Genomic DNA, 12751 nt, shown 5'->3' on the forward strand with positions numbered 1-12751 from the left:
CAAAATATTAGAATGCTTTATTATTATTGAGGGACCGGATTAACGGTCCCTCAATAATCTTTTAAATAGAATTAATGGTTGAAAGGAAACTGGACTGATGGAGAAGAAGACATATTATTTTGTTGGAATTAAGGGGACCGGAATGGCTTCCCTTGCTCGAATTTTACATGATAAGGGCAATACCGTTCTGGGATCGGATATTGAAAAAGAAACCTTTACCCAAGGCCCATTACTAAAAGCGGGCATTAAAATCTTGCCGTTTAATTCCGCCAATATTAAACCAGGAATGACGGTTATCCAGGGTAACGCCTTTGGTGACGACCAGCCCGAGATTAAACGGGCCCATGAATTAGGGCTAACGGTAATGTCCTATCCGGCAGCCGTGGAGCATGAGGTTACTAGCCATACCAGTATTGGCATTGCCGGGGCTCATGGTAAAACGAGTACAACCGCACTATTAGCCCACGTCCTTGATGCCGTCGAGCCGACCAGTTATTTGATTGGTGACGGGGTTGGCAAGGGTAGTGCTGATGATCGTTTCTTCGTTTTTGAAGCCGATGAATATCGTGATCATTTTCTAGCTTATCACCCGGATTACGCGATCATGACTAATATCGATTTTGACCACCCAGATTACTTCAAGAATATTGATGATGTTCGTCAATCATTCGAAACCTATGGTAAACAGGTCAAAAAGGCTATTTTCGCCTGGGGCGATGATAAAAACCTTCATCGGCTGAACGTCAATGTGCCGATTTATTACTATGGTACTGGAGACCAAGATGATTTCCGTGCCACCAACATTAAACGGACACCAGCTGGTTCAACTTATGATGCATACTTTCACGATCAGAAGTTAGGTACTTTTACTATTCATCTCTATGGGGAACACAGTATTCTCAATAGTTTAGCTGTTTTGGCCGTTGCCTACATGGAACATGTCAATATGGCTGAAATTAAGAAAGAGTTAGCTAATTTCAGGGGTGTTAAGCGGCGCTTCAGTGAAACGGATGTAGCTGACAATAAGATGATTGATGATTACGCTCACCACCCGAATGAGATTAAAGCGACGATTGATGCGGCACGGCAAAAATACCCGGACAAACAAATTGTGGCTGTCTTCCAGCCCCATACCTACTCTCGCTTAGCTGCCTATCTTGATGGCTTCGCTGCTTCCCTAAGCAAAGCGGACCAGGTTTATGTAACTCCTATTTTTGGTTCAATTCGTGAGAATAAAGGAAACATTTCTAGTGCTGACCTGGAAGCTAAGATCCCCCACAGTGAAGGAATTGACATGGATTCGATGGACAAATTAACTACGTACCACGATGCCGTAATTATCTTCATGGGTGCTGGCGATATCGAAAAGTACGAGGATAAGTATAAAGAAATTGTTAATAAATAATTGACTTAAGTAAAAATGGTAGTGGTTGCTACCATTTTTGTGTTATTTTTAAATTACTTTTAACATAATAATAGAAAGAGGGATTATCTATGGATAACTACTCAGGTGAATCTGGTCGACGAATAGTGACCAATACTAACGGTGTGAACCGTTTCTTAACTCGGATGTATGGCAACATGACCTTAGCAGTGCTGGTTTCCGCGTTAAGTGCTTACCTCACCATGACGGTTTTTGCCAATCAAGTGATGACATTCTTCAGTGCTCATCCAGCGATGGTATGGTTGATCTTACTCTTACCGATTGCCCTTTCCATGGGGGTCAGTTTTAGTGCCACTCGCAATCCAGTTGGTGGTTTCGTGATGTTAATGTTAATTTCTATTATCTACGGTGTTGAATTTGCCTTGATTGCGGGGGTCTACACCGGAACCGATATTGCGGCAGCCTTTGTTAGCTCGGCAGCGGTTTTTGCCACGATGACGATTTATGGAACGGTGACCAAACGAGATCTCAGCCGATTTGGTGCTCACGCGTTAGCAGCCTTGGTTGCCTTGATAATTGCCTGGATTATTAATATTTTCTTAAAGAGTCCGGCAATTACCTACATTTTTTCCTTCATTGCGGTAATTATTTTTACCGTTTTAACCGCCTGGGATGCGCAAAAGATGAAGCAGATTTACGTCAACTATAGTGATCAAAACTCCATGACTGGCTTGGCAATTGTGGGTGCTTTGCAACTCTATCTCGACTTTGTTAACCTTTTCATCTCGTTCTTGCAGATCTTCGGCATGAGCGATCGGAATTAATGATTTTAAGCCCGACTAGGAAATGTTTCCTAGCTGGGCTTTTTGTTAACTCAAAAATAAGCAGTCATCAAATTAACGTCGATGGGGAATCTTTGGTACAATTATTTTGAGAAATAGAAGGGCGGGAATTAAATGACTAAGCAATTATTATTGATTGATGGCAACAGCATTGTATTTCGAGCTTTTTTTGCCATGCACAACCAAATTGATAAGTTTACCAATAAAGATGGCCTTCATACGGCAGCAATTTATGGCTTTAAATTAATGCTGGACCACGTTTTGAACACCTTTCATCCAGATGCGGCCCTGGTGGCTTTTGATGCCGGTAAGGTAACCTTTCGAACGAAAATGTATAAAGACTACAAGGGTGGTCGTAACAAAACACCGGAGGAATTAACGGAACAACTGCCTTACGTCCGTCAATTAGTCAAAGCATCCGGCCTTCATAGTTACGAGTTACCAAACTATGAGGCTGATGACATTATTGGGACCTTTGCTAAGCAGGCCGATGATGCTGGCTATCAAACATTAATCGTTACTGGTGACCGAGACCTTACCCAGCTTGCCAGCGACCACACTACAGTAGCCGTAACGCATAAAGGGGTCACTGAGACTGAACATTATACTCCTGCCCATATCCAGGACAAACTAGGGATTACACCTACTCAAATCATTGACATGAAGGCCCTAATGGGTGATAGCTCTGATAATTATCCTGGTGTCACGAAGGTTGGCGAAAAGACAGCTATTAAACTAGTGAAACGCTTTGGCTCGGTCGAGTCCTTATATGATCATCTGGACGACCTTAAAAAGAGTAAGATGAAAGAACACCTGATTGCTGATGAACAGGTGGCCCGGGAAGATAAAACCTTAGCAACCATCTTGCGGGATGCTCCTATTAAGATTGGCTTGGCAGACATTGGTTATCAGGGTCCACAGAATGAAGAGTTAATTGATTTTTACCAACAAATGGGTTTTAAATCTTTTCTGAAGAAAATGAATGTCACTCCTGAGGATGATGAACAGCAGCTGCAGCCAATTCAATACCAACAATTAACAAAGGATAGAATGGGCTTGGTTGACCACCTGAAGGCGCCACTTAGCTTTTACCTGGAGCTACCCCTAGCTAATTACCACCTTTCGCCATTTGCCGGCTTTGTAATTGGTGATGGCTCCACCTGGTTAGTCAGTCGGAACGTTGAATTGCTTAAGCAGCCATCGTTGCAGCAATTATTAGAAGATCCCGCCATTAAGAAGGATGTCTTTAACGCTAAGGAACAGATTGTTGGCCTCCACCGATTAGGAGTTAATTTTCAAGGGGTTGATTTTGACCTTTTGCTGGCTTCTTACCTGTTGAATACCAATGATAATAGTAATGATTTAGGTAAGGTGGCCGCCGAGCATGATTATCATGATGTTCAGACTGATGAAGAAGTTTATGGTAAAGGTGTCAAACGGGCTATTCCAGATAATGACGACCTCTTCTTTACTCATCTGGCTAACAAGGCGCGGGCAATTGCTAAATTAAAGCAGCCACTTTTTGCTGAATTAAAAGATAACCAACAATTGCCACTCTATACTAAAATTGAATTGCCATTGACCCGGGTCCTAGCAAAAATGGAGATTACTGGAGTGCATGTTGACGCTCAAACGCTAAAAAATATGGGCAGTAAACTTAAGGAACGTCTTAGTGAAATTGAAAGCCAAATCTATCAGGAGGCCGGTGAGAAGTTCAACATTAATTCCACTAAGCAGCTCGGTCATATTCTTTTTGAGAAGATGAAATTACCGGTGATTAAGAAGACCAAGACGGGGTATTCAACCGCCGTGGCGGTCTTAGAGAAACTATCTGACCGGGCACCAATCGTTGCTAAGATCCTCGAATACCGGCAGATTGCCAAACTTCAGTCAACTTATATTACTGGTCTCTTAAAGGTTATTCACTCTAGCGATCAAAAGATTCATACCCGTTACCTGCAGACGCTGACACAAACCGGCCGTCTTTCTTCAGTTGATCCTAATTTGCAAAATATTCCGGTTCGTTTACCAGAAGGACGCCGGATTCGTCGGGCCTTCGTGCCAAGCCATGCTGGTTGGCAGATCTTTTCTTCGGATTACTCTCAGGTGGAACTACGAGTACTAGCTCACATTACTGGTGACCAAAACTTGCAGAATGACTTTAAGCATGGTGAGGATATTCATGCCAGCACTGCCCGACGGATCTTTCACTTAGCACCAGATGCTCCGGTGGATCCAAATATGCGGCGCCGGGCTAAGGCGGTTAACTTTGGAATTGTTTATGGTATTAGTGACTATGGGCTAGCCCAACGAATCCACGTTAGTCGTGCTCAGGCTCATGAGTTTATTCAGAATTACTTCCATGAATTTCCAGGGGTTAAGGACTATATTACCAACACGGTTGAATATGCCCGTGAACATGGTTATGTGGAGACGATTACCCACCGGCGGCGTTATTTACCAGATATTAATGCCAAAAGCTTTAGCCGACGTTCCTTTGCTGAACGAACGGCAATGAATACACCAATCCAAGGAAGTGCAGCTGATATTATCAAAATTGCGATGATTCATATGCAAAATGAATTGGATCAGCGAAACCTTAAAGCTAAAATGTTACTGCAAATCCATGACGAATTGGTCTTTGAGGCTCCCAAGGATGAAATCCCAATTCTTCAGAAATTGGTGCCACGGGTGATGGATTCTGCGGTTAAGCTTGATGTGCCGCTTAAGGTTGATAGTAAATTCGGTGATACCTGGTATGACCTTAAAAAGTAAGGAAGGATAAGTTTTGCCAGAATTACCAGAAGTGGAAACGGTTCGACGAGGATTACTAAGGATCGCGAAGGGCCGCAAGATTAACGCAATTGATGTTTACTATGGAAAGATTATTACGAACGATGTTGAGAAATTTCGACAGGCCTTAATTGGCCAGACAATTGAAGATGTTAACCGTCGGGGCAAGTACCTGCTTTTTAGGTTTACCAACCAATTGACAATGGTTTCCCACCTGCGAATGGAGGGCCAGTATTTCAGTCAACCGATTGGTGGACCAATTGATAAACATACCCACGTTGTTTTTCAATTTACTGATGGAACCGAACTTTGCTACCATGATACCCGTAAATTCGGCCGGATGACTCTCGTGAAGACAGGAAATGAAATGCAAGTTGGTGGCTTGAAAACGATCGGTCCGGAACCAACCCCAGAGGATTTTACGGTTGCTTTTTTTAAGCATGAGCTCAACCGAAGCCGGGGGAAAATCAAACCATTTTTGCTTAACCAACGCCATGTGGCAGGACTTGGTAATATTTATGCTGATGAAGTACTTTGGATGAGTAAGATTAATCCAGAACAACCGGCTAATACTTTGACAGATAACCAGATTCAACTCCTCCATGACAACATAATTGAGGAGCTGGCTAGGGCCATTCAATACAAGGGAACCACGGTTCATACCTTTGCGGATGCCTTTGGAGATGCCGGGGGATTCCAAAATCAATTAAATGCTTATGGCCGTGGCGGTGAACAGTGTCCTCGTTGTGGTACCAAGATGGTTAAAATCAAGGTAGCCCAGCGGGGGACCACTTTCTGTCCACATTGTCAACCATTGCGGGAGGCTCATTGATGACTAGGATTATTGGTTTGACGGGTGGAATTGCCAGTGGCAAGTCCACCGTCAGTGATTTATTAGGTCAGGCTGGTTGGCCGATTGTAGATGCTGATCAGGTTAGCCGGCAGGTTCAGCGTCCCGGTTCATTGGGATTGAGCCGACTCGTAGCAACGTTTGGTTCCCAAATTCTTTTACCGAATGGTCAATTGGACCGTGCCACATTGGGCCGGCGGGTTTTTGGTGATGATAATGCCCGTCAACAGCTCAATGCGATTATGCAGCCATTAATTTGGGACGCAATTTGGCAGAAAGTGGCGAGCCTTAAGCAGGCAAAAGTTCCGGATGTTATTTTGGATGTTCCATTGCTTTTTGAACAGCATTATGATCAGGATTGTGACCTAATAATTGTCGTGGCGGTTAGTCAGAAGGTCGAATTACACCGCCTGATGCAACGCAATGGTTATCCTAAATCGGTCGCTCAGGCCCGGATCAAGGCCCAGTTGCCTTTAGCAAAGAAGGTTCAACAGGCAGACTTTGTTATTGATAACAATGGCAGTCTAAAAGCGACTCGTCGACAGGTAGCCCAATTAGTTGAAGACCTTCGACGCACGCGGTAAAATAAAGTATTATCTTACTGAAGGAGGGGAACGCTTTGCGATGCCCACACTGTCATAAAAATGGTTCGCGGGTTGTTGATAGCCGACCGAGTGAGGATGGTACTTTTATTCGGCGACGACGAGAATGCATTCATTGTGGTTTTCGCTTTACGACCTTTGAACGTTATGAACAGACGCCATTACTTGTGATTAAAAAAGATGGAACCCGACAAGAATTTAGCCGTCAAAAAATCTTAAATGGTATTGTCCGTTCAGCGGAAAAACGACCGGTGAGCATAGAACGTTTAACCAAGTTAACGGATAAGGTCGAACGAGAGGTTCGTGGCTTAGGTGAAAATGAAGTTTCTAGCCAAGTGATTGGCAAGTTTGTAATGAATGAACTCAAAAATGTTGATGAAGTAGCCTATATTCGCTTTGCCAGTGTTTACCGGCAATTTAAGGATGTGGATGCTTTTATGAACGAATTGGAAACGATGATTAAGGATGATCATAACAAGAAAAAGCAGGGGGATTAAATGGTAGTAAGGAGACCACGTTTCGACCCACAGGCAGGTTATGTGGTAACGGCAGCGAATGATTTCGTTAATTTTAACGAGCAAACTTTCGTTAATTTCTACCAACCTATTTTAGGATCGGTAGCGTTTGGCCTTTTTTATGCTCTCCGTTCCCGAATGTTGGATTCACCGACTTTGTCTGAGCGACGATTACAGTCAGAGTTATTAGTGGCAGTTAATGCTGGTCAAAAGATGGTTGGCGAGGCTCTGCAGCGTTTAGAAGGGACCGGGATGGTGCAGACCTACTATCGCCATGATAGGCAGGGTGATGTTTACGTTTATCAGCTGCAATCGACTTTAACGCCAGAACAGTTCATTAGTGACAACCTGTTAAGTGTCTTACTCCTGGAAGCAATTGGCGAATCCCGTTTTAATCGGCTTGTTAAGTATTCACGCCGTCATCAACTGGCAACCGATAATGTACATTTAAAAAATATCAGTCATCACTTTTTGGAAACTTATCAGGTTGACCAGCGTGAATTGGTTGAGGTACCTGCCGTGATTAAACAAGCCCAACGAAGTGCTCAAAAGAAAAATGAGGTTAAGATTGTACCAACTAGCAGTGATTTTGATTGGCCAACGCTGTTACAGTTACTGCATAGCCAACCGATAATTAAAGATGATTTAACCCATCACCGAGAGTTAATTGAGGTTGAGCATCGTCTTTATGGCATTGATGAGCCTACAATGGCCCGGCTGATCCAGAGTGCGACGGACCTTGCTTCTAATCATTTTGATACCCATAAATTTAAGCAAATTGTTGCTAGCCATTATCACCATGTGAAGGCATCATCAACTAGTCAGCCCAAGGCGGTTCAGCAAGTATCAACATCAAAAGATTTAACTTCTAAGGATCGCTTGCTACTAAAGAGTACGGCCGATTATGCACCGGTTGAATTTCTTCAAGCCCTAAAAGAACAGACAGGTGGTTATGTGACGGCAGGGGAGCGGAACGTTTTGACCCGCCTGGTTAAAGATGGCAAATTGCCTAGTTCAGTCATCAATGTGCTGGTTTGGTATGTGATTGGTGACCTGGGCAATGCAACTTTAAAAGGTAACTTTGTCGATGCAATTGCTAATGATTGGTTACGGGCCGGTGTTCATGATGGTGCTGGTGCCTTATTACAGTTAAAAAAGTTTAACCGGGCTAAACAAACCGGTAAAAAACAGAGTACTGGCCATCGTTATTATCGTCGACTTCAAGTCCGAGAAAAAATGCCTGAATGGAGCAAGCAAAGCAAGGAGCAACGTAATAAGAAGGCTTCTGCTCAAGCGTTGGCCCAAGCTCGTGCTTACCTGCACAATAAGCATTAAGGGGGGTGAACTGTTTGCAATCGTTAAGCCAAACAATTCAAAAGATGATGCAAGGAAAGAGCCTTGCGGCAAATATGCACCAAATGATGAAGGTTGTTTATGCTGATCCGGAAGTAAAAACATTCTTAAATCAGCATCGTCACCAATTAACTAAAGAGATAATTCAGCGGGGGCGGTCAAAACTATATGAGTTTTACCACGAGAAACAACTGATCAGGGCTGGAAAGGCAACGGTGGCTCCTGGTTATTCACCGCAATTAGAATTAGTAGCAGGACAGATTGATGTTACCTATGTTCCAACTAAGCAGCTATTGGAACGACGACAACAGGAACACCTGCGGCAACTAGTTAATTCTATCAATATGCCAAAATTTATTCGCCGGGCAAGTTTTGATGATTATTACATGGATGATCAAAACGCAACGGCGGGTCGGGTGGCAGCTTTTAACGCGGCTAACGAGTTTGTAAAAAATTATACCCCTAATCATTTTCAGCCAGGGCTTTACCTAACCGGTAGTTTTGGAGTTGGCAAAACCTATTTGTTGGCGGCAACGGCAAATTCGCTGGCCAAAAGGGAAGTGGCAACTACCCTTGTACATTTCCCGAGTTTTGCGGTAGAAATGAAGAATTCACTGCATGATGGTTCAGCTGGTGAAAAGATTGCCGCGGTCAAAAAATCGCCTGTCTTGATGTTAGACGACATTGGTGCTGATGCAATGTCGACTTGGGTTCGGGATGATGTTTTAGGAATCATCTTGGAATATCGGATGCAAGAAGAATTACCAACTTTCTTTAGCTCTAATTTTTCAATGGCTGAGTTAGAAAAACAGCATTTGGCCATTAATAACCAAGGCGTAGTAGAACCGGTTAAAGCCGCTCGAATTATGGAGCGGATTAAGTTCTTATCACGAGAAATTTTGATGAATGGGAAAAACTTACGTCAAAAGGGCTAAAGTCCTTGACATTTAAGTAGTAATTTTGTAATCTAGTAAGCGTTGAAAGAAAAAGCAGAAGCACCCGCTTCTCGCCTGGGTGACAAGGGTTGCCGGGCTGATGAGATGAAATTGAGCAGACGAGAGAGGTCTGTTCCTATTGAGCGGGGCGTTATGCGCCTCGCTTTTTTTGCTTGATCTTTCGCTAATAAAATTGGAGGTGCGTTGCCATAGCACAAGATATGATTGTCAATAACGGTATTCGTGCACGTGAGGTGCGCCTAATTGATCAAAATGGAAAGCAATTAGGAATCAAGCCAAAACGAGAAGCGCTTCGCTTGGCAGAAGATGCCAATCTGGATTTGGTGTTAGTTGCACCAAAGGCACGGCCAGCTGTTGCCCGCATTATGGATTACGGTAAGTACCGTTTCGAGATGCAAAAGAAAGAGCGTGAAGCTCGCAAAAAACAGAAGACAGTAACCGTTAAGGAAATTCGTTTGAGCCCATCGATTGACACTAATGACTTTAATGTTAAATTGAAGCGAGTTCGTAAGTTTATCGCTAAGGGTGATAAGGTACGAGTTTCATTACGTTTTCGTGGTCGTGCCATTACGCACAAGGATATCGGTCGTGACATGATTGAACGGATGGCTAATGAAACGTCCGACATTGCTACTGTTGTTCAACGTCCAAAGATGGAAGGGCGGAGCATTTTCTTAACGCTCGCCCCAGCTGCTGATAAAGCGAAAAAATAATTAAGAAGGTAGGAATAAGTTATGCCAAAGATGAAGACTAACCGCGCTGCTGCAAAGCGTTTTAAGCGTACTGCAAAGGGTGGATTCAAGAGTGGTAATTCACGTACTGATCACCGTTTCCACGGTAAGACTAAGAAGGAACGTCGTCAATTACGTGGCTTGAGCATGATGGACAAGTCCAACGTAAAGCGTTACAAGAAGTTATTACCATATAAGTAAACTTCGATTAATTAATAAACAGATACGTAGGAGGATTTCAACATGCGAGTTAAAGGTGGAACTGTTACGCGCGCACGTCGTAAGCGCATTATGAAGTTAGCAAAGGGTTACCGTGGTTCTAAGCACCGTTTATTTAAGACGGCTAAGGATCAGGTAATGAAGAGTTACGTTTATGCTTTCCGTGATCGGAAGGTCAACAAGCGTAAATTCCGTGAACTCTGGATTGCCCGAATTAATGCTGGTGCCCGAATGAACGACATTAGTTACAGTAAGTTAATGCATGGCTTAAAGCTGGCTAACGTTGACATTAACCGGAAGATGTTGGCTGACTTGGCCGTTAACGATCCTAAGGCATTTACTGCTGTTGTTGATAAAGCCAAAAAGGCTCTCAACTAAGTTTAATTTTTAGCCACCCATCCTCTTATTTCGATGGGTGGCTTTTTTAATGCATGACGAACGGGTTTGATTGATTGAAACCCCATTGAACAATCGTTATAATTAATCTAATAATGCATAATGAGGTGCAATTGTGTTAGCAAAGTTTAAACCAACCTGGATGGTGAAGAGTATTTATGCTATTTCACCCCAGCAACTAAAACGGCATGGCATTCGGGCGGTCTTTAGCGACCTAGATAATACCCTGATTGCCTGGAATAATCCTGCTGGTACACCAGAACTTCATCACTGGATGGTGGAACTCAACCGAGCAGGAATTCCCTTGATTGTAATTTCTAATAATAGTAAAGAACGGGTTGCAAAAGCGGTCGTACGTCTGAAGTTACCTTTTATTGCTCGATCAATGAAGCCGTTTAGTTTTGGTATTACTCATGCTCGTAAAAAATTAGGCCTTAAGCAGCACGAGGTAGTCATGGTAGGAGACCAGCTGATGACCGACGTAATTGCTGCTAATCAGGCCGGTGTTTACAGCATTTTGGTCAAGCCGCTAATCGATACCGACAAGTGGGTAACCATACCTAACCGTTTGTTAAGCCGAGTTGTTTGGCGAATGCTGAAGGGAAAATACCCAGATCTAAAATGGCGGGAGGAATTATAACGGATGAGTGAACAACAAACAGATGATGAACTACGCTGTATTGGTTGTGGTGCCGTGATTCAATCTGACGATCCAAGCCGCCCCGGCTATACACCTCAATCAGCGGTTAAAAAGGGCTTGGCAACTAATGAATTATATTGCCAACGGTGTTTTCGTCTACGGCATTACAATGAAATTGCCCCAGTTTCTCTGGCCGATGATGATTTCCTTAAACTGCTGAGTCAGATTGGGCAGACTAAGGCATTGATCGTTTATGTGGTAGACGTTTTTGACTTCAATGGTAGCCTAATTCCGGGCTTGCACCGTTTTGTCGGTAAGAATCCAATCTTGCTAGTTGGCAATAAGGAGGATTTACTACCACGATCATTGCGGCGTTCTAAGCTCCGTGATTGGATCCGTCAACAAGCCAATATGGCTGGGTTGCGGCCAGTAGAGACGATGTTGGTTTCTGCTAAGAAGAATCGACAGATTGATTTGCTATTAGAGAAAATTGAAAAGTACCGTCAGGGCCGGGACGTGTACGTAGTCGGCGTAACGAACGTCGGTAAATCTACTTTAATTAACCAAATTATTAAACAGCGGACCGGGGTTCAGGACCTAATTACTACCTCGCGTTTCCCTGGGACGACTTTAGATAAGATTGAAATTCCGTTGACTGATGGCCATCTGCTAATTGATACCCCCGGAATCATCCATGCTCACCAAATGGCCCATGTATTATCACCACAAGCCTTAAAGTTAGTGGCTCCTCAAAAGGAGATTAAACCGCGAACTTATCAATTAAATCCGGAACAAACCCTTTTCCTGGGGGGAATTGCCCGCTTTGATTATTTGAAGGGTCAGCGAATTGGAATTGTTGCTTATTTTGATAATAATTTATTAATTCACCGGACCAAATTAGCTAATGCTGATAATTTCTATCAAAAACACGTTGGTGAACTGTTAACGCCGCCAACTAAGGACGAACTAACAAACTTTCCAGCATTAGAACAGGAAGAATTTCACGTCCACGAGAAGAGTGACATTGTTTTTGAAGGCCTAGGGTGGATCGCTGTTCCTGCAGGGGTGACAGTTGCCGCCTGGGTTCCCAAAGGTGTTGGTGCCTTGGTACGACGAGCAATGATTTAAATTAAGGAGATTGTTATTTTGAAGTTACGAGGGAAACAAAAACGTTATTTACGCGCCCGGGCTAATCACCTACAACCAATTTTTGCAGTAGGCAAGGGTGGCCTTACCCAGAGTTGGCTGAATCAACTAGCTGGTGCCCTGGATCGGCGTGAATTAATTAAGGTTAATATCTTACAAAACGCTGATGTTGATACTGCTGAATTAAAAGCATTTATTGAAAATCATACCGATATTCAGGTCATTCAGACGATTGGTCGGGTATTAGTTTTGTTTAAGGTTTCCGCAAACAAGGATTTACGGGAACTTTCGAATCGTGTTGCGCGAATTTAAGGGAGTGTGCTT

At 43.4% G+C, this 12751-nt stretch carries 14 protein-coding genes and 1 other annotated feature; all 14 genes read left to right on the plus strand.

All coding sequences use genetic code 11. The annotated features are described in order from the left end of the window. Positions 1–97 precede the first annotated feature (97 nt). The 14 genes from murC to yhbY all read left to right on the plus strand — a co-directional run bounded on the left by murC (position 98) and on the right by yhbY (position 12739). Positions 98–1405, plus strand: a complete 1308-nt coding sequence (murC, locus tag ACEYV4_RS00125) for a UDP-N-acetylmuramate--L-alanine ligase (RefSeq protein ID WP_373841432.1) — start codon at positions 98–100, stop codon at positions 1403–1405. An 89-nt stretch (positions 1406–1494) separates the two neighbouring features. Next, a complete protein-coding gene (locus tag ACEYV4_RS00130) occupies positions 1495–2208 on the plus strand; it encodes a Bax inhibitor-1 family protein (RefSeq protein WP_373841433.1) in 714 nt (237 codons plus the stop codon). Positions 2209–2340: 132 nt separating this feature from the next. Further along, positions 2341–5001 (plus strand): DNA polymerase I, encoded by a 2661-nt coding sequence (gene polA / locus ACEYV4_RS00135; RefSeq protein WP_373841434.1) that lies wholly within the window; start codon positions 2341–2343, stop codon positions 4999–5001. A 13-nt stretch (positions 5002–5014) separates the two neighbouring features. After that, positions 5015–5851 carry a DNA-formamidopyrimidine glycosylase gene (gene mutM / locus ACEYV4_RS00140; protein ID WP_373841435.1) on the plus strand — a complete coding sequence of 279 codons (837 nt, stop codon included), beginning with the start codon at positions 5015–5017 and terminating at the stop codon, positions 5849–5851. After that, entirely contained in the window at positions 5851–6453 is a 603-nt protein-coding gene (coaE, locus tag ACEYV4_RS00145; RefSeq protein ID WP_373841436.1) for a dephospho-CoA kinase, read from the plus strand. Before mutM ends, coaE begins: the two co-directional genes overlap by 1 nt. Before the next feature lie 35 nt (positions 6454–6488). Next, the gene (nrdR, locus tag ACEYV4_RS00150) at positions 6489–6968 is read left to right on the plus strand and encodes a transcriptional regulator NrdR (RefSeq protein ID WP_373841437.1); all 480 of its coding nucleotides are present in this window, start codon (positions 6489–6491) and stop codon (positions 6966–6968) included. Continuing rightward, complete coding sequence (locus ACEYV4_RS00155; RefSeq protein ID WP_373841438.1) at positions 6969–8321, plus strand: replication initiation and membrane attachment family protein; 1353 nt, start codon at positions 6969–6971, stop codon at positions 8319–8321. A 14-nt stretch (positions 8322–8335) separates the two neighbouring features. Next, on the plus strand, positions 8336–9274 hold the full coding sequence (gene dnaI / locus ACEYV4_RS00160; RefSeq protein ID WP_373841439.1) for a primosomal protein DnaI: 939 nt from the start codon (positions 8336–8338) through the stop codon (positions 9272–9274). Positions 9275–9320: 46 nt separating this feature from the next. After that, positions 9321–9452 (plus strand) — a sequence feature (ribosomal protein L20 leader region). A 43-nt stretch (positions 9453–9495) separates the two neighbouring features. After that, complete coding sequence (gene infC / locus ACEYV4_RS00165; protein ID WP_373841440.1) at positions 9496–10008, plus strand: translation initiation factor IF-3; 513 nt, start codon at positions 9496–9498, stop codon at positions 10006–10008. 21 nt (positions 10009–10029) lie between these two features. Then, positions 10030–10227 (plus strand): 50S ribosomal protein L35, encoded by a 198-nt coding sequence (gene rpmI, locus ACEYV4_RS00170; RefSeq protein WP_373841441.1) that lies wholly within the window; start codon positions 10030–10032, stop codon positions 10225–10227. 42 nt (positions 10228–10269) lie between these two features. Then, positions 10270–10623: a 50S ribosomal protein L20 gene (gene rplT / locus ACEYV4_RS00175; RefSeq protein WP_373841442.1), complete on the plus strand. Its 354-nt coding sequence runs from the start codon at positions 10270–10272 to the stop codon at positions 10621–10623. A gap of 133 nt (positions 10624–10756) precedes the next feature. Further along, entirely contained in the window at positions 10757–11281 is a 525-nt protein-coding gene (locus ACEYV4_RS00180; protein WP_373841443.1) for a YqeG family HAD IIIA-type phosphatase, read from the plus strand. Positions 11282–11284: 3 nt separating this feature from the next. Further along, the gene (gene yqeH, locus ACEYV4_RS00185) at positions 11285–12409 is read left to right on the plus strand and encodes a ribosome biogenesis GTPase YqeH (protein WP_373841444.1); all 1125 of its coding nucleotides are present in this window, start codon (positions 11285–11287) and stop codon (positions 12407–12409) included. 18 nt (positions 12410–12427) lie between these two features. After that, complete coding sequence (gene yhbY, locus ACEYV4_RS00190; protein ID WP_373841445.1) at positions 12428–12739, plus strand: ribosome assembly RNA-binding protein YhbY; 312 nt, start codon at positions 12428–12430, stop codon at positions 12737–12739. The last annotated feature ends 12 nt before the right edge of the window (positions 12740–12751 follow it).

The sequence above is a fragment of the Limosilactobacillus sp. genome (assembly GCF_041859915.1).
Lineage (GTDB): Bacteria > Bacillota > Bacilli > Lactobacillales > Lactobacillaceae > Limosilactobacillus.

What these genes read in the sequence shown, in the direction of transcription:
- rpmI (WP_373841441.1), top strand. Translation starts at nt 10,030, where the DNA reads ATGCCAAAGATGAAGACTAACCGCGCTGCTGCAAAGCGTTTTAAGCGT.
- ACEYV4_RS00155 (WP_373841438.1), top strand. Translation starts at nt 6,969, where the DNA reads ATGGTAGTAAGGAGACCACGTTTCGACCCACAGGCAGGTTATGTGGTA.
- rplT (WP_373841442.1), top strand. Translation starts at nt 10,270, where the DNA reads ATGCGAGTTAAAGGTGGAACTGTTACGCGCGCACGTCGTAAGCGCATT.
- ACEYV4_RS00130 (WP_373841433.1), top strand. Translation starts at nt 1,495, where the DNA reads ATGGATAACTACTCAGGTGAATCTGGTCGACGAATAGTGACCAATACT.
- yqeH (WP_373841444.1), top strand. Translation starts at nt 11,285, where the DNA reads ATGAGTGAACAACAAACAGATGATGAACTACGCTGTATTGGTTGTGGT.
- infC (WP_373841440.1), top strand. Translation starts at nt 9,496, where the DNA reads ATGATTGTCAATAACGGTATTCGTGCACGTGAGGTGCGCCTAATTGAT.
- murC (WP_373841432.1), top strand. Translation starts at nt 98, where the DNA reads ATGGAGAAGAAGACATATTATTTTGTTGGAATTAAGGGGACCGGAATG.
- polA (WP_373841434.1), top strand. Translation starts at nt 2,341, where the DNA reads ATGACTAAGCAATTATTATTGATTGATGGCAACAGCATTGTATTTCGA.
- coaE (WP_373841436.1), top strand. Translation starts at nt 5,851, where the DNA reads ATGACTAGGATTATTGGTTTGACGGGTGGAATTGCCAGTGGCAAGTCC.